Here is a 25,207-nt window from a genome sequence, read left to right as displayed (position 1 = left end):
ATGCGCTCGTATCGTTCGCTCAGCGCGACGGCCGCGCGGCCAGCGCCGCCGGCAGCACGACGTTCATCAGGTGATCGGCGCGCGACAGCAGGTCGGTCACGCGCTCGTCGAGCCCGCGCAGTTGCGCCGGCTGCATCCGGATCTGCTGCACGGCCTGCCCGACGATGTTGCGGCGGTCGAACAGCGTGCGCTCGACGCCCGCATCGTCCGGCGCCCGCACGACGTCCGACACCGCGCTCAGCGCCGCGAGCACGACCACGAGGTTCTCCTCCGCACGGCGAACCTCCGCGGCGAGCGCCTCGGTACGGCGCGGGAAAAAGCCGAGCGACTGCTTGAGCGCGCCGAGCGCCGCGCGGTAGTCGACATGGCCGGACGCCGCACCGAACCAGCGTTCGAACATGCCGGCCTTGCGTGTCGCCTGCGCGAGCAGCCCCGCCATCATGTCGGCCGCGCCGAGTTCGTTGAATTCGCGCGTCGTCGCCGCGACGGCCTCGACGAGGTTGCCGGCCGTCTCCAGCGCGCCGTCGCCGATCGTCGCGACCGTCGCGAGCTTCAACGGCACCAGTTGCCGGATATGCCGCTCGATGCGCGACGCGTAATCGGGATAGAGATTGGGAAAGCTGGCCTGCGCGGCGCGGAAGCACGCTTCGAGCTGCGGATGATTCGATTCGCCGAACAGCGCGCGGCCGACCGCATCGGCGGGCGCCGTGCGCACGGCTCGATCGGACGCCGGCGCCGGCCCGAAGTCGAGCGCCTGGGGTGCAGGCCGCGCCGACACACGCGCGACCGGCGCACCGGGCGCGGCCGGCGCGTCGAACGCAAGACGCCCGGGCGTGCGCTCGGGCGTCGTATCGAACTCGAGCCGCTTCGGCTCGTCGGACGGATTCGTCATCGCCGCTTCCTGCCCGGCGCGGCGGGGTGCCGCGCGCCGAGCTGCCGCCAGTCAGACCGCGCCGCCGTACGCGCGGACGAAATCGCCGAGGCCGCGGTTGTAGCCCGCGCCGACCGCCTTGAACATGAAGTGGCCGTCGCGACGATAGAAGCTGCCGACCTGCACCGACGTCTCCATCGAGAAGTCTTCCTCGAGCGCGTACTTCGCGATCACCGCGCCCGACACCTCGTCGGCGATCTGGATGTAGCTGTTGCGAACCTGCCCGAAATTCTGGCGGCGCGCTTCGGCCTGGTCGATCGTCACGACCACCGAGATTTCCTCGACGTCGGCCGCGAGCTTCGTCATGTCGATGAAGATCACTTCGTCGTCGCCGTCGCCGCTGCCCGTGCGATTGTCGCCGCTATGCACGACGCCCAGGCATTTCGACGAAGGCATTCCGCGCTTCGGGAAATCGTCGCCCGGCTGGATGAAGGTTTCCTTGCGTTCCATCGTGCGCACTTCGCTGTTGTAGAACACGAAATGCTGATCCGAGATCAGTTTCGGATTGCTCTGCGCGTCGTACTTGCACAGGAACACCGACACGTCGAGATCGAAATCCGTGCCCGTGTCCGTCGCGTTCGCGTCCCAACCGAGACCGATGCGGAATTTCTGCGTGCCGGGCGCTTCCTTCGACAGATTGACGCGACCGCCTTTCGACAAATTGATCATCTGAACCTCTTGTGCTGGAACCGCCGTTGCGCCGGCGGCGATGCCGGGCCGCCTGCGGCGGCCCCTTCGTTGATGCTGTTCGCGCCGCGTGACGCGCGCTTACTTGCCCGCCACCACCGCGCGGTCTTCCTTGCGCTGCACGACGATCGACGACCACACGGCCGCGGCGATCATCGCCGCGCCGATCAGGCCCGTGACGACCTCCGGCACCTCGAATTTCACGCCCAGGAACATGATCGTCGCGAGCGCGCCGATCGCCCAGAACGCGCCGTGCTCGAGAAAGCGGTACTGCGCGAGCGTGCCCTTCTTCAGCAGCACGAGCGTCATCTCCCGGATGTAGGCCGCGCCGACGCCGAGGCCGAGCGCGATCAGGAAGATGTTGTTCGACAGCGCGAACGCGCCGATCACGCCGTCGAAGCTGAACGACGAATCGAGCACTTCCAGATACATGAAACCCGCGACGCCTTCGCGCACCACGCGCGTGCCCGTGTCCTCGCCGCCGACCAGGTCGCCCACGCCGTGCGCGATCACGAAGCCGATCACGCCGAACGCGCCCGCGAGCAGGAAGCTCACCTGCTCGGCCGCCGGCACGTAGAACGACGCGACGATCACGATCGCGAGCGTCAGCGCCACTTCCAGCGCGGTGATGCGGCCGAGATGGCGCATCGGGCCTTCGAGGAAGCCGATCCAGTGCTCGTCCTTCTCGGTATCGAGCATGAACTTGAAGAACACCATCAGCAGGAACGCGCCGCCGAACGCCGACACCTCGTGATGCGCGGACGTCAGCACCGCCGCGTACTTGTCCGGCGATTCGATCGCGAGCGTCAGCGCATCCCACAGGCCGATGTGGCCGATCACCGCGACGATCAGCAGCGGGAACACGAGCCGCATGCCGAACACCGCGACGGGGAGGCCGAACACCATGAAGCGGTTGCGCCACTTCTCCGACCAGTTCTTCAGCACCGATGCGTTGACGACCGCGTTGTCGAGCGACAGCGAAATTTCGAGCACGCACAGGACCGCGACGATCAGCATGTCCTTCACGCCGCCGAGGAGATAGGCCGCGATCAGCGCGAGCGCCGTGAGCGACAACGGGATCTTGAAGTCTTTCAACATGATGGGGTAATCGAGTTCAGAAAAATGGGCAGGCGGCACGCGCTTACTTCGCGCGTACCCAGTCGCAGAATTCCTGCGTGATCAGTTGTTCGTAGATCTGTTCGTCGCTGAGGTCGAGCGATTCGAGATGCAGGAAGCCGACGTTCGGCATTTCGTCCGCGACTTCCGCGAGGAAGTCGAATTCGCTCGGATCGCCGACGCCGACGAGCGACCAGTACAGCGGGAAATGCTGCGATTCGGCCAGCAACTGGCGCACGCGCTTGCGGTCGTTCTTCGGGTTCTGGCCGTCGGTGACGAACAGCACCCACGCGGGCAGATGGCCGTTCACGGGCGCCGAAGCGGCCGGCGCGGACGTGTCGTCCGCACCGCCGAACAGCCGGCTCAGGAAGCCGCGCTTTTCCTCGCGCTTCGGCTCCGGCGCGCGGAAGAAGAAGTCGACGATGTCGTTCATCACCGGCGCGTACTGCGTGCCGCCCCACTTGTCGATCCGCGCGTTGAGCACGTGGTCGGAAATGTACGAGCCGTAGTTGTCGGGCGTCGCGGTCGGCAGGCGGTCGTAGCCTTCGGTGAAGGTCCACGTGTCGACTTCGCCGTTGTCGTCGAACTTCAGGGCGATGCCGAGAATCCGGTCGTGCGTCTCCTGGATCACGCCCGACTGGTACAGCGGCTTCGCGGAGCCCGAGATATCGAGCGCCGCGCCGACACGCACGACGGGCGGCTTCAGGATCTGACGTTTTTCGAGGACGATCGCGACCTTCGCCGCGCGTTTCTCAAGCGTAATCATGCAGTGTTCTCTCGGTTCTCTTAGTTGTGCTTCGGAGCGAATCGGGTGATCAGGTCCTGTTCGAGCTGGCGCAGGCGCGGCGCGTCCTGCTCGCGCTGGCGTCGGCCGTCGGCGATGATCTGCGTGATGTCGTCGAACGCGCCGAACAGCTGCTGCTGCGCGTATTCGAACGTGTCGGTCGAGATCACCGGACGCTGGCCGAGCTTCGCGACTTCCTGCGCGTTCCGGCGATTCAGGTCGGCCTGCGCGCGGATCGCCTCGTCGGCCGCGTCGTACGTCGCGTTCGCGAGCGCCGCCGCGCGCTTCGTGCCGAGCTGCTCGAGATAGAGCGCGAACGCGTTGGTCCACGCGGGGATCAGCACGGTCTTGATCGTCATGAACTTCGACGTCAGCGTGCGTTTCTGGTCCTGCTCCATCCGGATCTGCGGCGCGAGCTGCTTCGACATCAGCATCGCGCGATCGAGGTCGTCGAGCTTGCTTTCGAGTGCGTCGACCTTGCGCTTCACGTCGAGCAGGCGCTGCGCGGCGAATGCGTCGTCCGCCGGCTGCTGGCCGGCCGCGAGATGCGCGCGCAGCGCCGCGAGCGCCGTTTCGCCGTGCGCCTTCGACTGCGCGAGCTCCTGGTGCAGCGCGTAATTGTCGTTGTACATCCGCTCGAGCTCGTCGATGCCGGCCTTCTGACGCTCCGCATGGTTTTCGAGCTCGACGACGAGCGTGTCCATCCGCTTGCTCACCGATTCGTATTGCGACAGCAGCTTCTCCTTGGTCGAGCGAAACAGCCGCGTGACCTGCGTGAGCAGCCCGCCCTTGTCGGCGCCGCGCGGGTCGAGCCCCTTCGCGGTCGCGATCAGCTCGTTGAGCTTGTCGCCGAACTGGTCGGCATCCGATGCCCGGACGCTCGCGAGAATCTGCTGGGAGAAGGCGGCGATGCGCGTGCCCTGCGTCGCGCCAAGCTGGTCGATCTCGTCGACGGTGATCAGGCGCGCATGTTCCGTCGGCGACGCTGCCGATGCCGGCACGACGACGTTGGCGACGGCGGCCGGCACGGCGACGGGTGACGAAGACGAGGTGGACGGACGATCGCTGACCGCATCGGATTTGTTGTCGTCGAATAGCGGCTTCATGTGGCTACCACGTTTCCTTTTCTGCTTTTTGCTACGTGTTGTCGTGCGCGCGAGGTACGTTCGCGCGATTGCCGTCGTGCTCTCTCACGGGCGGCAGACGGACAATAAAGGGGGACGGTGCGGTGCGTCAAGCCGGGCGATTCTTTCAATTACCATACGATTCGTAAGACATGCGATAGGAATTCCGATACGGCCTCCGACATGTCAGGACCCGTGCCTTGATGGAGCGCGAATCCGGATTTCCCCGTGCACATCGGCAAAGAGAAGCGGAAAGTTTTTTGAAAGAATCGGCCTCTCGCTATTCCGCTGATTGTTACAGATTGCTTAACGCGGGTGTCGCGTCCTAGTACGAGTAGCCTTGCGACGTCGGGCGCGCGTCGTGACGGCGGCCCCACCACGGCAAGTACGCGTTGTTCTCTCCGCGTGCGCGGAACCAGTCCTTGTCGGGATCGATCGGCGTCAGCTTCGACGGCGCGACGACGACCACGGCCGTCGGACGCTCAGCGTCGGTCGTGCCCGCCACGAGCACGTTTCCGCCGAGATGATTTGCGCGGCCGATCGCGAGCGCCACATCGGTCAACGCCGCGCCGGCCCCCATGTCACCGAGCAGTGCCGACGTGTTGAAGGTCGCGCCGCGGAGGTCGCTTTCCGGCACGGCTTCCGCGAGCCCTTGCAAAAGGGACGCGGCCCTTGCCGAAGCGGCGGGGCTGCCCTTGCCTGCGTCGTGGATAACGTAGTTCAGCGACGAGACCGTGACGCCCGCATTGGCCGCGGCTGCGTCGATCGTCGACTTCCATGCCGGCACCGCGCGGCTGCCGTTCTGCTTCGCGTCGAGATCCATGACGCTACCTTGCGCCGCCTTGCCGATCCATGCCAGCGGTTCGCGTTCGGTCTTCAGATCCGGGCCGGCGAGGAACAACACCACCATGTTCTCGTTGATCTGTTCGTCGTGCGGGGGAAAACTTGGTGCGTCCCAGTTCATCACCCACACGCTTTTGTCGGGATGCGCGGCCAGGTAGTCCAGCGCGGCGTTCAGCGACGTGAAGCCGGCATTTCCGTGGCCCGACGTCACGTGCACGTCGGGTGGCGTATCGCGGATCCATAGATTTTTTGCGGAGGGGTTGCCGATTTCATACATGTTTACCATTTCGTCGCGCAAGAACGCGCCGGCAGCTATCGGATCGAGACGGCCGGCAGGAAGTGCAAGTTCGACACGCACCCCGGCCAGTTCACGCCATTCACGCTTGTACTTCGAGCCGATGCTGTAAAAATAATCGGGGTTCATCACGTAGCGCGTCCGAAACAACACAAGAAGTTCGCCGACGTATTTTTCATAGAACCCGGCAAACGATTCACGTCCCCGGTTGCCATCCGCGACGATGGATATCGCTTGCAAGGTCGAGTATTTCACGGGGTTGGTCCGGACCATATCGTCGTTGGCATTCGGCTTCACCAACCCGAGCGTCCACAGCAATTGCCACTCGGTCGGATAGTCGCGACGCTGCAGCGGATTGAGCCATTCAAGTCCGACGACTTGAGCAACAAACGGCGCGGCAGACGCACCTTCGACGGATCGCGTCGATGCAGCGCGCGTCTCAACCCGCAATGGCGAGCACGACAAGAGCGTCGCCATCACGATCGAGACGCACCCGATACGTCTGGCAAGAGTGAAACAGTGCATGAATACCCCGATCGAACCGGCCAACCCGGCGCGCCGGTCCGCAAATTCATTCCCGTCCGGACGACGCTAGACTCGAAATCAGCGTCGCACCGCACGATGTCTTGTGACCATCGAATGCAGCGGGTTTCCCGTCGACGATGACCTGCGGATCGCCTTCGGCGATAAAGCAGGCCTGATGGCCCGCGATCGGGCAGACGCACGTGTCACCGAGCCGGGCGACCGGCCGCCCCATCACTTCGCTGACCGCACTGCCGGTCACGACCTGACCGCCGTGGCTCGTTGCGTCGCCGACTCGAATGATGCCGCGCATGCGCGCTCCTTATTTTGAATAGCCTTGAGTCGTAGGGTCCGCATCGTGACGACGTCCCCACCAAGGCAGATAGGCGTTGTTTCCACCGCGTGCGCGAAACCAGTTCTTACTTGCGTCGATCGGCGTCAGTTTCGAAGGCGCGACGACGACCACTGCCGTCGGATGCTCCGCATCGGTCGTTCCGGCTACGAGCACATTTCCACCGAAGTGATTCGCGCGGCCGATCGCCAGCACCACATCGGTCAACGCCGCGCCGGCGCCCATGTCACCGAGCAACGCCGATGTATTGAAGGTCTGCGTACGGAAATCGTATTCCGGCAGTATTTCCGTCAGCGTCTGCGACAGTGAAGCAATTCGCGTCGATGCAGCATCGCTGCCCTTGCCCGCGTCGTGCACGATGTAATTCACCGACGACACCGACACGCCTGCATTACTCGCCGCCGCATCGATCGTCGACTTCCATGCCTGCACCGCGCGGCTCGCGCCTTGCTTGGCCTCGAAATCCTTGACGTTGCTTCGTGCAGCCTTGCCGATCCAGGCCAGCGGTTCACGCTCGGTCTTCAGGTCGGGGCCGGCAAGGAACAGCACCACCATGTTCTCGTTGATCTGTTCGTCGTTCGGCGGAAAGCTGGGCGCGTCCCAGTTCATCACCCATGCACTCTTGTCCGGATGCGCAGCCAGATAGTCCAGCGCGGCATTCAGCGACGTGAAGCCGGCATTGCCGTGGCCCGTCGTCACGTGCACATCGGGTGGAGTGTCGCGGCTCCATAGATTCTTTGCAGACGGATTGCCGATTTCGAATATATTAACAATGCGATTGCGCAGATATGACGCCGCCGATACAGGTTCAATTCTTCCAGAAGGAATAGCCAACTCCACGTGCACGCCGGCCAACTCACGCCACTTCCTTTTTTCATCCGAGCTTACGGTATAAAAATAATCTTCATTCGTAAAATATGGAACCCGGAATAGCAACAACAATTTATCGACATACTTCTCATAAAACCCGGCAAAAGATTCACCTCCACCGTTACCATCAGCGACAATGGAAATTGCCTGTAACGTCGAATATTTCTTCGGGTTCGTTCGAACCATATCATCGTTGACATTTGGCTTGACCAAACCAAGCGTCCACAATATTTGCCACTCGGTAGGGTAGTCCCTGCGTTGGAGGGGATTCATCCATCCGAGTCCTACGACCTGGGCAACGAAAGGTCTGGATGAGTTAGCCCCAGCTATCGGCACTCCCTTATCGGCCGATGAGGCAGCCGCTGGGCGTGAGGCTGCAATCACTGTTGCGAACGCAAATACCATGATTGCCACGAGGCCAGGGACCAGCACCAATCGTTTCATCAGATTACCCATACTCAATAACTCTCCCGCCGGCTTGCCAGACGAAATCAATATCAAAAACGATGCCCCTAAAGCAAAAAGCAACGCGAGGCTCGCAACTCCGACTCGACGCGGCCACGTGGCAATGACCGCCCTCATAAAATACCTCCCAGCTTCAGGAAAAATCCGCCATCTCGCTCATCATATATTTTCCTTGGCATCGTGGCATTTTCGTCATTTTTCACCCAATCAGGCAGAAACAAATCGCCATGCTTTCCGGTATTTATATAATCCATCAGATCGAAATTAGGATCACTCTTCTTGGAATCACTGGCAAACCTCCAATCAGCTTGAATTCTGAGATTTTTGAAATCATCTTCAGTCAGATAGCAAAGCCCAATTGCGACATCATAGGCCAATGCCCTTTCAGCATGGTCCTTATTGGTCATGATGGTCGAATGGTTGGTGGGGTTGTTCTTGTCCCCGCCGTTCAGAATTTGAAAAATCTCGTTGTTTCGCCATTCGGTATAGTCAGCACTCGCTGCCTCAGGATTGTCCTCCCCAACCACATTTCCTTCCTTGTCGACCCAGCGACGGTTTCCGGATCTGCGCGCTTCCATCCGGAGAATGGAATGATCCTCATATCGCTGCGCAGCTTCGGATGCAGTATCCCCCTGCGCCTTCAGCGCATCACCCTCAGTCTTGAATTTTTCCGATTTCGCATCGAAGTTGTCGTACGGATCGTCATCGCGCTTGTTCTCCTTGTTGGCGTCACGCGCGGCCGACGGCGGATCGTAGCTCTCGTTGAAGCTCCCTTCCTCGATCGGTTTCCCTTGCGCATCGCAAGCGCCCGACGGTTTGTCGTAGCGAAACGCCTTCGGGAGAAAGCGCGTTTCCTTGTCGAGCATCGGTGCCGTGATCGGGATTTCCCAGTCTTTTGGCGGATCGGCATTGACCTTCATGTCGGTCAAATTGAACAGGTAGAGGGCGGGGCTCGTTATAAGCGTGACGAACTTCGTGAGCAACTTGTCATTGGAATGCATGCCTCGTCCAAGACCATACCGTGCCGGCGGTGATGGCGGATACCAGAAACCTTCCTTCTGGTTCTTGTCCTTGCGCCAGTCGTCCAGCCAATACCGATAGAGCTTGTTCTCTCCGCCCACCTCGAAATTCGACGCGAATACGCGTTGCGAAAAAACACCCCACCCGTTCGTCGCACTGATTTCATCGATACTCATCCCGCGCCAGCCGATTCCCTGAACGGTCAAGGCCGAAATGACCTGATCGTGCGGGCAGCAGTACAGCGTCACTCTCCCGTAAGTGTTCTTCTGGTACAGCCCATGCGCCTCCCGGTCCTTGGCTGCGCTATAAGGTTTGCCCCCGTTCTTCGACGGTCTCGCGTTTTCCATCGCCCGATCGAGATCCTCCGCAGGCATCTCGAGCTCGGCCCGCGCACGCAGGATATCGAAGTACTCTCTCAGCGTTTCCTTGCGCGCGACATAGGTCTCGCGCCCCACGCGCCCGTTCTTGTCGCGCACCCCGCGCTGGGCCCACGAGTCGGTCATGTTGGCTTCGACGAGACTGTACGGGGGATTGGCGAGCACATAGGTGTCGGCCACGCAGCGCCCTTTCTTGCCCCACTGATCCGTCACCTCGGGCAACCGGTCACCGAGGAACGCTGCGGCGAGACCGATCATGTTTCCCTGGCTGTGGCACACGATCGTGATCGGCGCGTCGGCCTGTCGCTTGCGGATCGATTCGACCAGGCGTGCCAGCCGCAGTGCGCCAAGCACACCGTAAGTGCGCGGTGGCGTGGAGTAGATTTTTCGATTGCCGATGCCGTTCATGTGCTGGACGGTCAGCCACAGAAAAAGCCGATCGTTCAACCCGTCGTTCCACAGATCCGGCAGACTCGTACACCCGCCCGCGAACGGACCACCGCCCCAGTAATTCTTCTCGTTGAGCATGATCTTATCGCCATACTCCTTCAGCTCCTCCGCATTCGCGGCATAGCCCCACCGAAAGTGGATGACGGGCGAGAACGACGGATCGGGCTTGATGTACGTCTTCGACGACATGTCCGGATTCAGGAAACCGTCTGGCGTCAGGCTTTCGATATAGCTGACCGGCGTCATCTGCCCGGCCACCGGCCCCCAATGGAACAGCTGATCGTCATAACGCCCCATGCGCCGGTTCAATCCGGCACACAACCCCTTCTCGGCCTCCTTGAACCATTCCCCTTCCGAATTCACCCCGTGCACGAAAATGACGACGCCCGGCAACGGCATCTGCATCACGCACTCGAGGTCGTTGCGGTTGAACAGCGTCGTCCCCAGTCCACCGCCCACCGGAGTCTGCGACGGGTCGTCCGTCGACGGTTGCCCGCCCGGGTTCTGCGCAAAGTTGTAGTTCGACATGTTGTTTTTCTTGAAGACTCAACTCAGGTTCTAGACTTGAAGAAGCGAACCGCCAATTGTTCGAACTGATCGCTGCTGACTGGCGTCAGCTTGCCCTGCGCGTCGGTCTTCCCCTTGATCAATTCGCCCGACGCCTTTCGCACCTCGGCTTCCATGCCCTCGACCGGCTGCCCATCGGTGGCCCGGACCAGCTTCGGCACCCGCCCCAGCGAGCCCTGGTCGAACTTCGGAAAATCGGCGCTCATGCTCGCCGGCCCGGCCCACGTATGCGACGCCGACTTGACGGTGAAACTCCCCGGACACCCGAGCTCGATATCCCCGCCCTGCAGCTTCAGATACGCGCCGCCCGACGTCACGAACACGACCTGCTCGCTGGCCATACCCGCGAGTTTGCCGCCGCCCGCCGTCATCTGGATGTTCTTCGCCGAATCGATCTGCGTGTCGTCGTTCTGGCTCTGCAGCGCCACCTTTCCCTGGTTGGCGATCGCCGACACGCCGTCGCTGTGCGCGAACATCGCGACGCCATGCCCGGCCTGCAGGTTGATCCGCTGCCCGCTCGTGTACTGAAGATGGTTCTGCGCAACGACATCGACGTTGCCGCCCGCGTGGGTCGTCACGGTCTTCGGCGTGGCCATGCTGATGCCGGCCGGCGCGGTGATGCCGATGGCCGCCATCGACGCGCCTGACGACTCACCGCCGCCGGACGCCTCGCCATTCGGCCAGCCTTTCACCGTGGTCATGAGCGCATCGTGCGGTTGCGTATCGGGCGCCACGCCCTGATGCTGGCCCGCGTAGTCGCCGAGACTCTTGAACAGCTCGACGCACTCCTGCATCAGTTGCAGATACTCGTCCCGAGCGAGGTGGCCGTCGCTCGCGCGAAGCCGCTCCCAGGCCGAAATCAGCATCGCCTTGCCGCTGCGAATCGCCACGTGCGCATCGCTGCGCAATTCGGCGCCCTCGCCGCGCGCCGCCCCCTGCCCGTTGTCGCGCGGCTGCGTCAGATAGCCGAGGTTCAGCTGACTGTACGCATGCTCGCTTGCCAGCTGGCTGCTGATCTGCCCGGGCGTATCGTCGAAGCGGATCTGGTTGTACCGCTGCCCCTTGATCTCCTTCGTCTTCGTGCCGGAAAGATAGCGGTTGCCCGGCAGCGCGCCGGTATGGCTGAAGGTCGCCGGCATGTTCGGCCCGTTGGCCAGTACACCCATCACGACGAGCCGGTCCGGATCGCCGCCGATGTGACCGATCAGCACTTCCATCCCGACGCGCGGCAACGTATTCGCACCGAAACCCGGCCCGGCGAGCGCGCACGCGACGCGTACCGGCGCACTGTCGGACGGCGTACCGCTCGTGCCGGCACCCTGTGCGTGCGCATGATCGTCCGGGCTCAGTCCCTGGATCTGCACACGGATGCGGCCCATTTCATCGCAGAACACCTCCTCGCCCTGCGGCCCGACGACGACCGCCGTCATCGGATGCACGGGCGGCAGATCGACGTGGGGATCGTAGGCCGGCGTCAGCGGCACGCCGCGGCGCACGCACGAGAACGTGTTCTCGTAGCGCCTGTCGTTTTCGTCGCCCGGCTTGCCGCTCACGTCGGTCGGCACTGCGTTGAACAGCACGCGGCTTGCCGCGAACAGCGATTGCGCGCGCTCGTTCAGTTCCTTCGGCAGGTTGTTCCGCACGCAATGATGAAGCGACGTGACGACGAACTGTCGCTGTTCGGCCGGCAACATGTCGAGTTGCGGATGCTCCGCGAGCGCAAACCAGTGACCGACGGCCAGATCGCGCACATTGCTCACGCCGTCGACGGATTCGGCGCGCAGTTCATGCGCCAGCATCCGGTCCTTGCCGATCCGGTCGAGATCGGACGACGAATCCCCGGCATGCGGGATATCGATGACGACGTCGGCCAGCAAATGCACGAGGTCGTTGCCGCCGTCGCCCTGATCGACGATCGTCGCCTGCTCGGTTTGCGACATCCGGCCGCTCTTGTAGTCCCACGTCGGCCGAACGATCTTGCCCGGGATCAATCGGCGGCTCGTCGCCCACAGCGTGATCGAGTCGCGCTCTTCGGTGGCGGCGTCGCGATGGTAGCGGACGGTGCCGGCGGCCGTCTGCGGCAACTTCATCGAGTCGTCGGCAAAGACGAGCGTATGAACCGGCGTGTCGTGCGCATTGCCGCTCGCCCGTTCGCCGGCCTTGCCCGCCTTGACGAAGACGGTCGCCCCCTCCCGTCGCAACAGCCGCCGGATGAAATGCGCATCCGACTCGTTGACCTGCCTCGTGAGTTCACGCGCGGGATAACGCTCGGCTTGCAGACCGGACAGGTCGAACTCGAATGCGCCCGCGAGCGCCGAGCTGCGCTGGCGCCATTCCTGTAGCAGCACACCCAGGATGTCGGGCAGGCTCTTGGACCGGAACAACCGTGAATTGGTCCGCCGCTCCATCACGGACAGCACGTCGCGAATCGTCAGTTGGTAGCAGGTCAGTGAACCGTCCGATTGTCCGGTGCGAACGTCGGTGACGATGCCGTTGATGGTATGGAGACGCCCACGATCGGTCGTCATCTCGACGGAGACTGGCAGCCCGATGAAGCTGCGGATCGGCAGATCGGCCCGTGCCGACACGCAGGTCAAATGCCCCTCGATACCGGTCATCAACCCTTCGCGGATATCGGCATACTGGAGCGCAAGCACTTGCTCGAGCGTTTTCTGGGCGGACCCCCAGTTCATGCGAACCGGCCGATTGTTCTGATCGACCACCCCCGACGCAAACGTGCGTAGCAATTCGGCTGTATTCACAGCGTGACTCTCAGGATTTTGTTTGACTTCGTTGTTCGGCGAGCAATCACGCCCGCTGGTCCGCCCTGGGAGTGCCGCCCGTCTGATTTTCGGCGAGCATAGCAAATTTGTCAGATTGGTGACGGCTTTTTGACAGGATTTAGAATCTTTTTTGCAAAGCCCACAACGGGCTCAACCCTTCACATTCTTTCGAAACGGGCCGTCCCGCCCCGTGCCCCTCGATCGTCGCTCCGGTCTCGTTCCCGTCCGTGCCCGCATCCCCACTACGCGCCGAACGAACGGCACCGCCAAGTGACGAATCGTGTACCTTCCTCGCCTGTCGATACCGACCAACGTCGCGCCGAAATACCGATCGCCGGCCCACGTCACTCGTCCTGATGGCACGACGCTACGCCGCTTCTCCGCTCCATCATCGCGTCAATGCACGGCCTTGCGATACAGCGCAACGTACCCCGCGAGCATCAGCAGCAGCGATCCGCTGATCCGGTTCAGCCACTTCTCCCCGGCCGCCTTCCATACGCGAACCGAATGCACGCCCAGCAGCGCGTAACCGGTCATCCCGATTGCGTCGATGGCGACGATCGTCGCCGCGAGAATCGCGTACTGAGGCGCGATCGCATGCGACCGGTCGACGAACTGCGGCAGCAGCGCGGACATGAACAGGTAGTACTTCGGATTGCTCATCGCGACGAAGAAGCTCTTCAAAAAAGCGCTCCGGCGATCGGGCGTCGCGGGCACGCAAGGCTGTGCAGCCGCGGCCCCGCGGCTCGACATCAGCATCCGGATGCCGACATACGCGAGCCACGCCGCACCGAGCAGCTTCAGCGTCACGAACGCCGTTTCCGACGCGTCGAGCAGCACGCCGAGGCCGAACCCGACCAGCGCGACGAGTACGACGTCGGCGGTGACGGCGCCGAGCATGCCGACCATCGCGTGACGCAATCCGTAGCGCGAACCGTTGCTCATCGCGAGCAACACCGTCGGGCCGGGCGTCGCGACACCGACGGACAGAATCAGCGCAAAGGCGAGCAAGGCGGAGAGCGACATGGCGTGGCGTTCCTTTTGAAGAGAGCGGTGCGGACGGCATCGACACGATCGGCCCGACGGACCGCAACCGATACGGACGGTTTGTTACGACGAATACGGACTTCGCATGATCGCATGTCCATCCCGACATCCGCCGGGCGGTTGAGCACCGTCGCCGGTGAACGGCACCCGGTTATCTCAAATAGTGGACTGATCTTTCCGTAAACGACAATGATTCTCGTTTACGTTAGACTCCGCCGTTCGAAAAAACACGTCCGCGACAGTACGGACGCGTCACGCCGCCCGGATTCCGACTCGCCGCCCCGGGATGGATCACCGACCACACCCGATTTGCGTCCCATGTCGACACGTTCGTTACCCGTCCGGCGTCTCACGCCGATTGCCTTCGGCATTGCGCTCGCCTGCACCTTCCCGGCCGCGGCCCGGGCCCAACAGGCCACTTCCGCCGCCAACGCAGCACCCGACGCCGCCATGCTGCCGTCGATCAACGTGACCGGCGCGGCCGAGCCGCTGCCCGGCGACCTCGCGCCAACCTACGCCGGCGGCCAGGTCGCGCGCGGCGCGGATTTCGGCGTGCTCGGCCGGCAAAAGGCGAGCGACGTGCCGTTCAGCATGACCACCTACACGTCGAAACTGATCGAGGACCAGCAGGCGCGCACGCTTGCCGACGTGCTCGACAACGATCCGGCCGTGCGCAGCGCCTCCGGCTACGGCAACTTCTCGCAGGTCTTCGTCATCCGCGGTTTCGAGCTCGCCGGCGACGACGTGTCGCTGAACGGCCTGTACGGCGTCACGCCGCGGCAGCTCGTCCAGACCGATGCGGTCGAGCGTGTCGACGTGTTCAAGGGCGCGAATGCGTTCCTGAACGGTGCATCGCCGAACGGCTCGGCGGTCGGCGGCGGCGTGAACCTGCAACTGAAGCGCGCGGACGACAAGCCGCTCACGCGCGTCACCGTCGACGGCGCCACGTCCGGCTCGCTCGGCACGCATGTCGACATCGGCCGCCGCTTCGGCAGCGAAGGCCAGTTCGGCGTGCGCGTGAACCAGTCGATCAGCGGCGGCGACACCGCCGTCGACGACGAGCGCCGCCGCAGCAACGTGACGGCGGTGTCGCTCGACTGGCGCGGCGACAAGCTGCGCCTGTCCGGCGACTTCCTGTATCAGCGGCAGCGGATCGACAACGGTCGCCCGGTCGTGCTCGTCAGCGGCAATCAGTTGCCCGCCGTGCCGTCCGCGACGCACAACTATGCGCAGCCGTGGAGCTTCAGCGAACTCGAGGACACGGTCGGCATCGTGCGCGCCGAGTATGACTTCCTGCCCGCGTGGACGGCCTACGTATCCGCCGGCGCACGCCATACGAACGAGCACGGCGACTACTACACGCCGACTTACTCGTCGTCCGGCACGACCGGCTCGCGCCTGAGCGTGCCGCACAAGGAAGATGCGCAGTCGGCCGAAGCCGGCGTGCGCGGCCGCTTCACGACCGGCCCCGTGTCGCACTTCGTGACGGCCGGCGCGTCGTTCATCCGCATCGACAGCCAGTCCGCGTACACGATGTCGAACGCGTTCCCGACGACGCTCTACGATCCGGCGCCGCTCGCGTCCCCGCCAACCGCCTATGCAGGCGGCGACATGAACGATCCGGGTACCATCACGAAGACCTGGCTGCGCAGCCTCGCGGTATCCGATACGCTCGGCTTCCTCGACGACCGCGTGCTGTTCACGATCGGCGCGCGGCGCCAGTCGATCTCGGTCGACAACTTCGACTACACGGGTGCGATCGCCACCGCCTACAGCGACGCGATCACGACGCCGGTGTTCGGTCTCGTGGTGAAGCCGTGGCGCAACGTGTCGATCTTCGCGAACCGCAGCGAAGCGCTCGCACAGGGCGAGATCGCGCCGAACACCGCACGCAACGCGGGCCAGGCGCTGTCGCCGTACCGATCCAAGCAATATGAAGCCGGCGTCCGCTACGACACCGGCAAGTACGGCGCGTCGCTTGCGCTGTTCCAGATCGAGAAGCCGATGGCATATACCGATCCGGCGACGACCCTGTTCGGCGCCGACGGCACCCAGCGGCACCGCGGCATCGAGACGGCCGTGTACGGCGAGCCGTGGAAAGGCGTGCGGCTGATCGCGGGCGCGACGTATCTCGACGCGACGCTGCGGAACACGGCGGGCGGCGCGAACGACGGCCACCGGCCGATCGGCGTGCCGTCGTTCCTGCTCAACGCGGGCGCCGAATACGACGTGCCGATGCTGAACGGGCTCACGCTGACCGCGCGCTGGATCCACACGGGGCCGCAGTACCTGGACGTCGCGAACACGATGTCGATTCAGGCGTGGGACCGCGTCGATCTCGGCGCGCGTTACGCGACGGACGTGTTCGGCAAGAAGACGACGTTCCGCGCGACCGTGCGCAACGTCGCGAACAAGTCGTACTGGTCGTCGACGATCGGCGGATATCTGACGCAGGGCGACCCGCGCTCGGTGTGGCTGTCGGTGACGACGGATTTCTGACGGGCGCCGAAGGGAGTGGCGGGCAGCCGCCAGAGTTTGCTATACTCTCGGTCTTCCGGAGAGATGGATGAGTGGTTTAAGTCGCACGCCTGGAAAGCGTGTATAGGTTAATCGCCTATCGGGGGTTCGAATCCCCCTCTCTCCGCCAGTATTCAATGCCCGCGCCAGCGGGCATTTTCGTTTCCGGAGAAAAGCAGGCCGATGGTTCGGCTTGCGCGGGGATTCGATGGGATTCGCTCGCAAGCGAATCCGCAGCCCGCGCTTCTTTGGGCGAATCCCCTCTCCTCGCCAGAAAGCATGAGGCCCCCGATTTCCCGAGAAGTCCGAGGGGGCGTTTCATTTTGCACGTCGATACGCGCTACGGCCGCCTTGCATCCTCACGGATGCCGAATGTAATCCACCAGCGCCCGCGTATATTCATCCGGCCGCTTGTCGCACAGACTCACCGCGATCGCCACCGCGAACCCCGCCGGCACGCCGAACACGCCCGAGCTGATCGGCTCGATCCCGAACCACGCGCGCCCGGCGAATCCGGTCAGTTGCGTGAAGAACGGATAAGTCGACACGATGTAGTACACGCACACCGCCAACCCCGTCACCATCCCGGCAATCGCGCCGCGCGTCGTCGTGCGCTTCCAGAACACGCCCAGCACCAGCACCGGAAAGAAGCTCGACGCCGCCAGCGAAAACGCGGCGCCGACGAGAAACAGGATCTTCCCGGTATTGAGCGACGCGACATACGACGCGAACAGCGCCACCCCCAGCAGCAGCACCTTCGAGATCGTCACGCGCCGCTGGCTCGTCGCATCGGGCGCGACCATGCAGTAATAGACGTCGTGCGACAGCGCGTTCGCGATCGTCAGCAGCAGCCCGTCCGCGGTCGACAACGCCGCGGCCAGCGCACCGGCCGCGATCAACCCCGACACCACGTACGGCAGTCCCGCGATCTCCGGCGCGGCCAGGACGACCATGTCCGGCTGCATCTGGATTTCCGACCAGTGCACGATGCCGTCGCGAATCACCTCGACGACGCTGATCAGATCGGGTTCGAAGTGATGCCATTGCGTGACCCACGCCGGCAATTCGGCGAACGGCCGCCCGACGAGATTCGCGAGGATCTCGTACTTGATCAGCACCGCGAGCACCGGCACGCTCAGGTAGAACAGCGCGATGAAGAACAGCGTCCAGCCGACGGAACGCCGTGCGGACGCGACCGACGTGGTCGTGTTGTAGCGCGTCAGGATGTGCGGCAGGCTCGCGGTGCCGAGCGACAGGCACAGCAGCAGCGCGAGGAAATTCCGCTCGCGCGGCTTGCGTTCGTCTTCGCTCGCGGCCGGAAACGGCTCGTGCATCGGCACGGGCGGCTCGGCACGCGCGAGCAGGTCGTCACGCGCCTGTGTCCACGCCACGCGCGCCGCCGCCGGATCGCGCGGGAAATCGGCCAGCTCGCGCTCGAGCTGGCTGATCTCGCGCAGCGGCCCGTTGTGGCGCCGCAGGTCGGCAAGCCGGTCGACGAGATGCCGGCGCGCGTCCGCATGGGACGCCGGCAACCGGTCGAGCCGCGTCTGGATATCCGCGGCTTGCCGGCGGTACGCATCCCGCACCTGCTGCTCGTCGTAGGCGTCGCGCACCTGCGCCTCGCGCGCCGCGACACGCTCCATCAGCTTGCCGTAATTGAACTGCGGCACGGGCCCGAGGCCATTCTTCAGCGCGATCAGCGACACCGGAATCAGGATCGCGCTGATCAGGATGATGTACTGCGCGACCTGCGTCCACGTGACCGCCCGCATCCCGCCGAGAAACGAGCACACGAGAATGCCCGCGAGCCCGCAGAAGATGCCGATCGCGAAATCGACGCCGATGAAGCGCGTCGCGATCAGGCCGATCCCCTGGATCTGCGCGACCAGGTACACGAACGAACACAGGATCGCCGCGCCGGCGGCGAGCGCGCGCACGGCCGTACTCGAAAAGCGCGTGCCGAGAAAATCGGGAATCGTGTAGCGCGCGAGCTTGCGCACATACGGCGCGAGCAGGAACGCGACGAGGCAGAACCCGCCCGTCCAGCCCATCACGTACGCGAGCGCGTCGTAACCGGTGGCGTAGAGCGAACCGGCCAGGCCGATGAAAGACGCGGCCGAGAGCCAGTCGGCCGCCGTCGCCATCCCGTTGAACGCGGACGGCACGCGCCGCCCGGCCACGTAGTACTCGACGAGATCGGACGTGCGCGACAACAACCCGATCACCGCATACACGGCGATCGGCACGAACAGGAACACGTAGCCGATCCAGACGCCCGAGCCCGTCGCGCGCTCGATCCGCCACATCAGCAGCACGAACCCGAGAAACCCGAGCGTGTAGAGCGCGTACGCGCGTATCAGTCGATGCGTCAGCATGAATCAGCGCCCGCCGCTCGCAGGGCCGGCGCGTGCCGCATGCTCGTCGTACGCGCGGCGCAGCGTACGGTCCGCGCGTTGCATCAGCCCGATGTAGACGACGATCAGCACGAGGTAGACGAGAATCGCACCCTGTGCGCCGACATAGAACGGCAGGCTGAAACCGGCGAAGCGAACGCCGGCGAGCGCGGGTCCGAAGAACGGCACGATGAACGACACCGCGAAGCCGATCACCATCAGCACCGCGATCAGCGCGACGTTGAAGCGCCAGTAGCGTGCGTGCGCACGCGCGAGCGGCGCGGGAACGGGGGGTGGCGCGGCAGGCGCCGAACGGGTCGGAACGGTCATGCCGTTATGTAGCAAAAAGCCCCTGCGCGGGCAATCGGGATTGCCGCGCAGGGGCTCGCGCGCATGACGCGCAACCGTGTGCTCAACGCACTTCGGTGAGCTGCTCGAGGATGGCCGGATTCTCGAGCGTGGACGTGTCCTGCGTGATCGCCTCGCCCTTCGCGAGCGAACGCAACAGGCGCCGCATGATCTTGCCCGAGCGCGTCTTCGGCAGGTTGTCGCCGAAGCGGATGTCCTTCGGCTTCGCGATCGGCCCGATCTGTTTGCCGACCCAGTCGCGCAGCGCCTTCGCGAGCGCCGCGGCTTCGTCGCCTTCCGGGCGCGAACGCTTCAGCACGACGAACGCCACGACCGCCTCGCCCGTCGTGTCGTCCGGACGGCCGACCACCGCCGCCTCGGCCACCAGCTCGTGCGACACCAGCGCCGATTCGATCTCCATCGTGCCCAGCCGGTGGCCCGACACGTTCAGCACGTCGTCGATCCGGCCCATGATCGTGAAGTAGCCGGTCTCCTTGTCGCGCACGGTGCCGTCGCCGGCGAGATAGAGCGTGCCGCCGAGCTCCTCGGGGTAATAGCTCTTCTTGAAGCGCTCCGGGTCGCCCCAGATCGTGCGGATCATCGCCGGCCACGGGCGCTTGACGACGAGAATCCCGCCTTGCCCGTTCGGCACGTCCTGGCCCGTCTCGTCGACCACCGCGGCCGTGATGCCCGGCAGCGGCAGCGTGCATGAGCCCGGCACGGTCGGCGTCGCGCCCGGCAGCGGCGTAATCATGTGGCCGCCGGTTTCGGTCTGCCACCACGTGTCGACGATCGGGCAGCGCTCGTGGCCGACGTGCTTGTGATACCACATCCACGCTTCCGGATTGATCGGCTCGCCCACCGTGCCGATGATGCGCAGGCTCGACAGGTCATAGCTCTTCGGGTGAACCTTGTCGTCGGCTTCGGCCGCCTTGATCAGCGAGCGGATCGCGGTCGGCGCGGTGTAGAACACCGTGACCTTGTGATCGCCGATCATCTTCCAGAAACGGCCGGCGTCCGGATAAGTCGGCACGCCTTCGAACACGACCTGCGTGCCGCCGCACGCGAGCGGCCCGTAAGTGATGTACGTATGGCCCGTGACCCAGCCGATGTCGGCCGTGCACCAGAACACGTCCGTGGGCTTCCAGTCGAAGGTCCATTTCATCGTCTGCGCGGCCCACAGCAAGTAGCCGCCCGTGCTGTGCTGCACGCCCTTCGGCTTGCCGGTCGAGCCCGACGTATACAGGATGAACAGCGGATGCTCGGCACCGACCCAGGTCGGCTCGCAGCGCTCGGATTCGCCGTCGACGAGTTCGTGCATCCACAGGTCGCGCTCGGCATGCCAGTCGATCTTGCCGCCGGTGCGGCGATAGACGATCACGCTCTTGACCGCCTCGCAGCCGCCCATCGCGATCGCCTCGTCGGCGATGCTCTTGAGCGGCAGCGTCTTGCCGCCGCGCGCCTGCTCGTCGGCGGTGACGAGCGCAACCGCGCCGACGTCGACGAGCCGCTCGTTCAGCGATTTCGCGGAGAAGCCGCCGAACACGACCGAGTGCGTCGCGCCGATGCGCGCGCAGGCCTGCATCGCGACGATGCCTTCGATCGACATCGGCATGTAGATGACGACGCGATCGCCCTTCGCGATGCCGCGTTTCTTCAGTGCATTCGCGAAGCGCGACACGCGTGCGAGCAAGTCGGCATAGGTGACGCGGGTGACGGTGCCGTCGTCGGCCTCGAAGATCACCGCGACGCGCTCGCCGTTGCCGGCTTCGACGTGGCGGTCGAGACAGTTGTACGACGCGTTCAGCTCGCCGTCCTCGAACCACGTGTAGAACGGCGCGTTGCTCTCGTCGAGCACCTTGGTGAACGGCTTGTGCCACGCGAGGCCCTCGCGCGCGAGGCGCGCCCAGAAGCCTTCGTAATCCTGCTCGGCCTCGGCGACGAGCGCGCGATAGGCCGGCATGCCGGAAATGGTCGCCGTCTTCTCGAGCGCCGCGGGCGGCGCGAACTGACGGGTTTCGTGAAGAACCGATTCAATCGCAGACATCGACTACCCCTTGGTGAACATGAATCCTCTGCATGGCGGCGCGATCGTGCACGCCGCGCGTCTTGGCCGGCGCTCGCGCGCCGCTGTCTCCCACCCACCCGCACGCGGCCGCGACGGCCTGCGCACGATGCTGCACCGCACCACATCACGCGAACGCGACCTGCGGCCCGGCAGTGTCCACGATAAGCGCTCCAACTTACCCGTCACTTACGCGGCCTGGCCGTTTCGTGCGCGGGGCGGCGCATCGAGTCAGCTTTACGCTGTTACAACCGCGACCCTACAATCCTAACTGAACTCGCCTTCCGGATTCCAGCTTGAATCGCTACGCCCTCTTCCTCATCCTGTCGATGCTGTTCGTCGGCAGCAACGTCGGTATCGGTAAATCCATCGTTGCATTCGTCCCCGTCGCCATCCTCGCCACGCTGCGCTTCGTGATCGCGATCGCCGTGCTGTGGCCGCTGTTCAGGCCCGTGAAAATGCGCGCGGTCAAGCGCGGCGAATGGCTGAACCTGTTCCTGCAAGCCTTCTTCGGCACCTTCATGTTCACGCTGCTGATGCTCAACGGCGTGCAGCGCACGAGCGCGGTGGCCGCGGGCGTCATCACGAGCACGATCCCGGCGATCGTCGCGCTGTTCGCGTGGCTGATCCTGCGTGAAAAGCCGAACGGCCGTGCGCTCGTGTCGATCGCGCTCGCGATCGTCGGCGTCGTGACGATCAACCTCGCCAACGGCGGCGCGGCCGGGCATGGCGCGCACGGCGACGCGTCCGGCTCGCTGACCGGCAACCTGCTGATCCTCGGCGCGGTGTGCTGCGAATCGATCTACGTGATCCTGTCGCGCCGGCTCACGCAAACGCTCGCCCCGATCGACATCTGCGCCTACACCCACCTGTTCGGCCTGTTCCTGATGCTGCCGCTCGGCGCGACAGCGCTGTGGCGCTTCGATTACGCGAGCGTGCCGGCCGGCACCTGGGCGCTCGTCGTCTGGTACGGGCTGTCGGCGAGCATCTTCTCGTTCTGGCTGTGGATGAAGGGCATCCGGCACGTGCCGGGCAGCCTCGCCGGCGTGTTCAGCGCGGTGCTGCCGATCGCCGCGGCCGCGTACGGCATCGCGTTCCTCGGCGAGCGCCCGACGCTCGCGCACGGCATCGCGCTCGCGTGCGTCGTCGCCGGCATCGTGCTCGCGAGCCTGCGTGTGAAAAGCGTGCCGGCCGCCGCTTCGTGATCCGTCCCTCGCAGTGCCGGCGCGTCGCTGCAGCCGCGCCGGCCGACGCGTTACAATAGCGCGCCTTTTCAAGATTACCCCCGATACCTGCGCCCCGCGCCCGTACCCCGACATGTCCGCCCCGCATTCGCCCGGTCATTCTGGCCGTCGCCCGCTTCGTCCGCTTCCCGCGCTGATTTTCATGAGCCGCTGGCTCCAGGTTCCGCTTTACCTCGGCCTGATCGTCGCGCAGGCCATCTATGTGTTCCTGTTCCTGAAGGAAGTCTGGCACCTGCTGTCGCATGCGACGGGCCTCGACGAAATCAGCGTGATGCTCGCGGTGCTCGGCCTGATCGACGTCGTGATGATCTCGAACCTGCTGATCATGGTGATCGTCGGCGGGTATGAAACGTTCGTGTCGCGGCTCGGCATCGAGGGCCATCCCGACGAGCCCGAATGGCTCGACCACGTGAACGCGGGCGTGCTGAAGGTCAAGCTGTCGATGGCGCTGATCAGCATTTCGTCGATCCACCTGCTGAAGACCTTCATCAACCCCGATCAGCACACGACGCACGCGATCATGTGGCAGGTGATCATCCACGTGTCGTTCCTCGTGTCGGCGCTCGTGATGGCATGGGTCGATCGCCTCACGACGCACACGCATCCGGCCCATTTCCACGAGACGCATGCGCCAGCGGCGTCCCGACCGGCGGCCTGAACCGTCGGCAAATCCTTCCCCACTGTCCCCACAGAGTCTCAGCCATGACCGTCATCAAACAGGAAGACCTGATCCAGAGCATCGCGGATTCGCTGCAGTACATCAGCTACTACCACCCGCTCGACTACATCCAGGCCCTCGGCCGCGCGTACGAGCTGGAAGAGAGCCCGGCGGCGAAGGACGCGATCGCGCAGATCCTCACGAACAGCCGCATGTGCGCGGAAGGCAAGCGTCCGATCTGCCAGGACACCGGCATCGTGACGATCTTCGTGAAGGTCGGCATGGACGTGCGCTGGGACGGCGCGACGATGGGCCTCACCGACATGATCAACGAAGGCGTGCGCCGCGGTTACACGCACCCGGACAACGTGCTGCGCGCGTCGATCGTCAATCCGCCGGAAGGCGCCCGCAAGAACACGAAGGACAACACGCCGGCCGTGATCCACTACGAGATCGTGCCGGGCGACAAGGTCGACGTGCAGGTCGCGGCGAAGGGCGGCGGCTCCGAGAACAAGTCGAAGTTCGTGATGCTGAACCCGTCCGACTCGATCGTCGACTGGGTGCTGAAGACGGTTCCGACGATGGGCGCCGGCTGGTGCCCGCCCGGCATGCTCGGGATCGGCATCGGCGGCACCGCCGAGAAGGCGATGCTGATGGCGAAGGAATCGCTGATGGAGCCGATCGACATCCAGGAAATCATCGCGCGCGGCCCGAAGGACTGGGTGGAGGAATTGCGCGTCGAACTGCACGAGAAGGTCAACGCGCTCGGCATCGGCGCGCAGGGCCTCGGCGGCCTCGCGACCGTGCTCGACGTGAAGATCATGGCGGCGCCGACGCACGCGGCCTCGAAGCCGGTCGCGCTGATTCCGAATTGCGCGGCCACGCGCCACGCGCACTTCGTGCTCGACGGGTCGGGCCCGGCCAAGCTCGAAGCGCCGTCGCTCGACGCCTGGCCGAAGGTGCAGTGGGAACCGAACACCGAAACCAGCAAGCGCGTCGACCTGAACACGCTGACGCCGGAAGAAGTCGCGAGCTGGACGCCGGGCCAGACGCTGCTGCTGTCGGGCAAGATGCTCACCGGCCGCGACGCCGCGCACAAGCGCATCGCCGACATGCTCGCGAAGGGCGAGAAGCTGCCGGTCGACTTCACGAACCGCGTGATCTACTACGTCGGCCCGGTCGATCCGGTGCGCGACGAAGTGGTCGGCCCGGCCGGCCCGACGACGGCCACGCGCATGGACAAGTTCACCGAGACGATGCTCGCTCAGACGGGTCTGATCTCGATGGTCGGCAAGGCCGAGCGCGGCCCGGTCGCGATCGACGCGATCAAGAAGCACAAGGCGGCCTATCTGATGGCGGTCGGCGGCGCGGCCTACCTCGTGTCGAAGGCGATCCGCGGCGCGAAGGTGCTCGCGTTCGAAGACCTCGGCATGGAAGCGATCTACGAGTTCGACGTGCAGGACATGCCGGTGACGGTCGCCGTCGATTCGTCGGGCACGTCGGTGCACCAGACGGGTCCGAAGGAATGGCAGGCGAAGATCGGCAAGATCCCGGTCGCCACCGCTTAAGCGCGATCGAACGAAAGGCCGGACGGAAGTCCGGCCTTTTTACTTCTCATTCTCATTATTGTGTGCGGCCGGTTGTTCGAGGCTGATTCTCATTACACGCAAAAGGCAGGCCCGACAAGGCTTCGAGGCTTGGCTTTTCTCGTTCGAGCGATTATCGTTCGGTTTCTGAAGCCCCACTGAA

18 protein-coding genes and 1 tRNA gene are annotated in these 25,207 nt (G+C 64.3%); 5 read left to right on the top strand and 14 right to left on the bottom strand.

The annotated features are described in order from the left end of the window. Positions 1-19 precede the first annotated feature (19 nt). The 11 genes from WT24_RS22315 to WT24_RS22265 all read right to left on the bottom strand — a co-directional run bounded on the left by WT24_RS22315 (position 20) and on the right by WT24_RS22265 (position 14,212). Positions 20-892 carry a hypothetical protein gene (locus tag WT24_RS22315; RefSeq protein ID WP_060035874.1) on the bottom strand — a complete coding sequence of 291 codons (873 nt, stop codon included), beginning with the start codon at positions 890-892 and terminating at the stop codon, positions 20-22. Positions 893-943: 51 nt separating this feature from the next. Next, a complete protein-coding gene (locus tag WT24_RS22310; protein WP_006482759.1) occupies positions 944-1,600 on the bottom strand; it encodes a TerD family protein in 657 nt (218 codons plus the stop codon). 99 nt (positions 1,601-1,699) lie between these two features. Continuing rightward, positions 1,700-2,716, bottom strand: a complete 1,017-nt coding sequence (locus WT24_RS22305) for a DUF475 domain-containing protein (protein WP_059791372.1) — start codon at positions 2,714-2,716, stop codon at positions 1,700-1,702. A gap of 43 nt (positions 2,717-2,759) precedes the next feature. Continuing rightward, the gene (locus WT24_RS22300) at positions 2,760-3,500 is read right to left on the bottom strand and encodes a VWA domain-containing protein (RefSeq protein WP_059504010.1); all 741 of its coding nucleotides are present in this window, start codon (positions 3,498-3,500) and stop codon (positions 2,760-2,762) included. A gap of 20 nt (positions 3,501-3,520) precedes the next feature. Next, positions 3,521-4,624 (bottom strand): toxic anion resistance protein, encoded by a 1,104-nt coding sequence (locus tag WT24_RS22295; RefSeq protein ID WP_060035873.1) that lies wholly within the window; start codon positions 4,622-4,624, stop codon positions 3,521-3,523. A gap of 343 nt (positions 4,625-4,967) precedes the next feature. After that, the gene (locus tag WT24_RS22290; RefSeq protein ID WP_060035890.1) at positions 4,968-6,305 is read right to left on the bottom strand and encodes a hypothetical protein; all 1,338 of its coding nucleotides are present in this window, start codon (positions 6,303-6,305) and stop codon (positions 4,968-4,970) included. Positions 6,306-6,351: 46 nt separating this feature from the next. Beyond that, positions 6,352-6,615: a PAAR domain-containing protein gene (locus WT24_RS22285; protein WP_027784933.1), complete on the bottom strand. Its 264-nt coding sequence runs from the start codon at positions 6,613-6,615 to the stop codon at positions 6,352-6,354. Between the two features lie 9 nt (positions 6,616-6,624). Next, positions 6,625-8,106: a virulence factor gene (locus WT24_RS22280; RefSeq protein WP_179949383.1), complete on the bottom strand. Its 1,482-nt coding sequence runs from the start codon at positions 8,104-8,106 to the stop codon at positions 6,625-6,627. Then, on the bottom strand, positions 8,103-10,364 hold the full coding sequence (locus WT24_RS22275) for a DUF3274 domain-containing protein (protein ID WP_060035871.1): 2,262 nt from the start codon (positions 10,362-10,364) through the stop codon (positions 8,103-8,105). The genes WT24_RS22280 and WT24_RS22275 overlap by 4 nt, the downstream gene beginning before the upstream one ends. A 23-nt stretch (positions 10,365-10,387) precedes the next feature. Then, complete coding sequence (locus WT24_RS22270) at positions 10,388-13,165, bottom strand: type VI secretion system Vgr family protein (RefSeq protein WP_060035870.1); 2,778 nt, start codon at positions 13,163-13,165, stop codon at positions 10,388-10,390. Between the two features lie 417 nt (positions 13,166-13,582). Next, on the bottom strand, positions 13,583-14,212 hold the full coding sequence (locus tag WT24_RS22265) for a LysE family translocator (protein WP_060035869.1): 630 nt from the start codon (positions 14,210-14,212) through the stop codon (positions 13,583-13,585). A gap of 339 nt (positions 14,213-14,551) precedes the next feature. Between WT24_RS22265 and WT24_RS22260 the strand changes: the two genes are divergently transcribed. Together WT24_RS22260 and WT24_RS22255 are read left to right on the top strand one after the other, a co-directional pair. Next, complete coding sequence (locus WT24_RS22260) at positions 14,552-16,732, top strand: TonB-dependent siderophore receptor (protein ID WP_060035868.1); 2,181 nt, start codon at positions 14,552-14,554, stop codon at positions 16,730-16,732. 57 nt (positions 16,733-16,789) lie between these two features. After that, positions 16,790-16,880: transfer RNA gene (locus WT24_RS22255), tRNA-Ser, on the top strand. A 229-nt stretch (positions 16,881-17,109) separates the two neighbouring features. Here the strand turns inward: WT24_RS22255 and WT24_RS22250 are convergent. The 3 genes from WT24_RS22250 to acs form a co-directional block, all read right to left on the bottom strand. Beyond that, on the bottom strand, positions 17,110-19,125 hold the full coding sequence (locus WT24_RS22250) for a sodium:solute symporter family protein (protein ID WP_060035867.1): 2,016 nt from the start codon (positions 19,123-19,125) through the stop codon (positions 17,110-17,112). Positions 19,126-19,128: 3 nt separating this feature from the next. After that, positions 19,129-19,473, bottom strand: a complete 345-nt coding sequence (locus tag WT24_RS22245) for a DUF4212 domain-containing protein (protein ID WP_059504019.1) — start codon at positions 19,471-19,473, stop codon at positions 19,129-19,131. A gap of 82 nt (positions 19,474-19,555) precedes the next feature. Beyond that, the gene (gene acs / locus WT24_RS22240) at positions 19,556-21,538 is read right to left on the bottom strand and encodes an acetate--CoA ligase (RefSeq protein ID WP_060035866.1); all 1,983 of its coding nucleotides are present in this window, start codon (positions 21,536-21,538) and stop codon (positions 19,556-19,558) included. Positions 21,539-21,852: 314 nt separating this feature from the next. Here acs and WT24_RS22235 point away from each other — a divergent pair, with 314 nt between their 5' ends. The 3 genes from WT24_RS22235 to WT24_RS22225 all read left to right on the top strand — a co-directional run bounded on the left by WT24_RS22235 (position 21,853) and on the right by WT24_RS22225 (position 25,026). Further along, positions 21,853-22,761 (top strand): DMT family transporter, encoded by a 909-nt coding sequence (locus WT24_RS22235; RefSeq protein ID WP_060035865.1) that lies wholly within the window; start codon positions 21,853-21,855, stop codon positions 22,759-22,761. 112 nt (positions 22,762-22,873) lie between these two features. Next, positions 22,874-23,458, top strand: coding sequence for a TIGR00645 family protein (locus WT24_RS22230; protein ID WP_059504025.1), 585 nt, complete (start codon positions 22,874-22,876; stop codon positions 23,456-23,458). Between the two features lie 44 nt (positions 23,459-23,502). Next, on the top strand, positions 23,503-25,026 hold the full coding sequence (locus tag WT24_RS22225; RefSeq protein ID WP_006478316.1) for a fumarate hydratase: 1,524 nt from the start codon (positions 23,503-23,505) through the stop codon (positions 25,024-25,026). The last annotated feature ends 181 nt before the right edge of the window (positions 25,027-25,207 follow it).

Source organism: Burkholderia sp. MSMB1078WGS (assembly GCF_001528895.1).
In the GTDB taxonomy this organism is placed as follows: domain Bacteria; phylum Pseudomonadota; class Gammaproteobacteria; order Burkholderiales; family Burkholderiaceae; genus Burkholderia.
Note: the sequence above shows the minus strand (reverse complement) of the source record. Positions and strands in the feature narration are given on the sequence as shown.

What these genes read in the sequence shown, in the direction of transcription:
- WT24_RS22315 (WP_060035874.1), bottom strand. Translation starts at nt 892, where the DNA reads ATGACGAATCCGTCCGACGAGCCGAAGCGGCTCGAGTTCGATACGACG.
- WT24_RS22310 (WP_006482759.1), bottom strand. Translation starts at nt 1,600, where the DNA reads ATGATCAATTTGTCGAAAGGCGGTCGCGTCAATCTGTCGAAGGAAGCG.
- WT24_RS22305 (WP_059791372.1), bottom strand. Translation starts at nt 2,716, where the DNA reads ATGTTGAAAGACTTCAAGATCCCGTTGTCGCTCACGGCGCTCGCGCTG.
- WT24_RS22300 (WP_059504010.1), bottom strand. Translation starts at nt 3,500, where the DNA reads ATGATTACGCTTGAGAAACGCGCGGCGAAGGTCGCGATCGTCCTCGAA.
- WT24_RS22295 (WP_060035873.1), bottom strand. Translation starts at nt 4,624, where the DNA reads ATGAAGCCGCTATTCGACGACAACAAATCCGATGCGGTCAGCGATCGT.
- WT24_RS22290 (WP_060035890.1), bottom strand. Translation starts at nt 6,305, where the DNA reads ATGCACTGTTTCACTCTTGCCAGACGTATCGGGTGCGTCTCGATCGTG.
- WT24_RS22285 (WP_027784933.1), bottom strand. Translation starts at nt 6,615, where the DNA reads ATGCGCGGCATCATTCGAGTCGGCGACGCAACGAGCCACGGCGGTCAG.
- WT24_RS22280 (WP_179949383.1), bottom strand. Translation starts at nt 8,106, where the DNA reads ATGAGGGCGGTCATTGCCACGTGGCCGCGTCGAGTCGGAGTTGCGAGC.
- WT24_RS22275 (WP_060035871.1), bottom strand. Translation starts at nt 10,364, where the DNA reads ATGTCGAACTACAACTTTGCGCAGAACCCGGGCGGGCAACCGTCGACG.
- WT24_RS22265 (WP_060035869.1), bottom strand. Translation starts at nt 14,212, where the DNA reads ATGTCGCTCTCCGCCTTGCTCGCCTTTGCGCTGATTCTGTCCGTCGGT.
- WT24_RS22260 (WP_060035868.1), top strand. Translation starts at nt 14,552, where the DNA reads ATGTCGACACGTTCGTTACCCGTCCGGCGTCTCACGCCGATTGCCTTC.
- WT24_RS22250 (WP_060035867.1), bottom strand. Translation starts at nt 19,125, where the DNA reads ATGCTGACGCATCGACTGATACGCGCGTACGCGCTCTACACGCTCGGG.
- WT24_RS22245 (WP_059504019.1), bottom strand. Translation starts at nt 19,473, where the DNA reads ATGACCGTTCCGACCCGTTCGGCGCCTGCCGCGCCACCCCCCGTTCCC.
- acs (WP_060035866.1), bottom strand. Translation starts at nt 21,538, where the DNA reads ATGTCTGCGATTGAATCGGTTCTTCACGAAACCCGTCAGTTCGCGCCG.
- WT24_RS22230 (WP_059504025.1), top strand. Translation starts at nt 22,874, where the DNA reads ATGTCCGCCCCGCATTCGCCCGGTCATTCTGGCCGTCGCCCGCTTCGT.
- WT24_RS22225 (WP_006478316.1), top strand. Translation starts at nt 23,503, where the DNA reads ATGACCGTCATCAAACAGGAAGACCTGATCCAGAGCATCGCGGATTCG.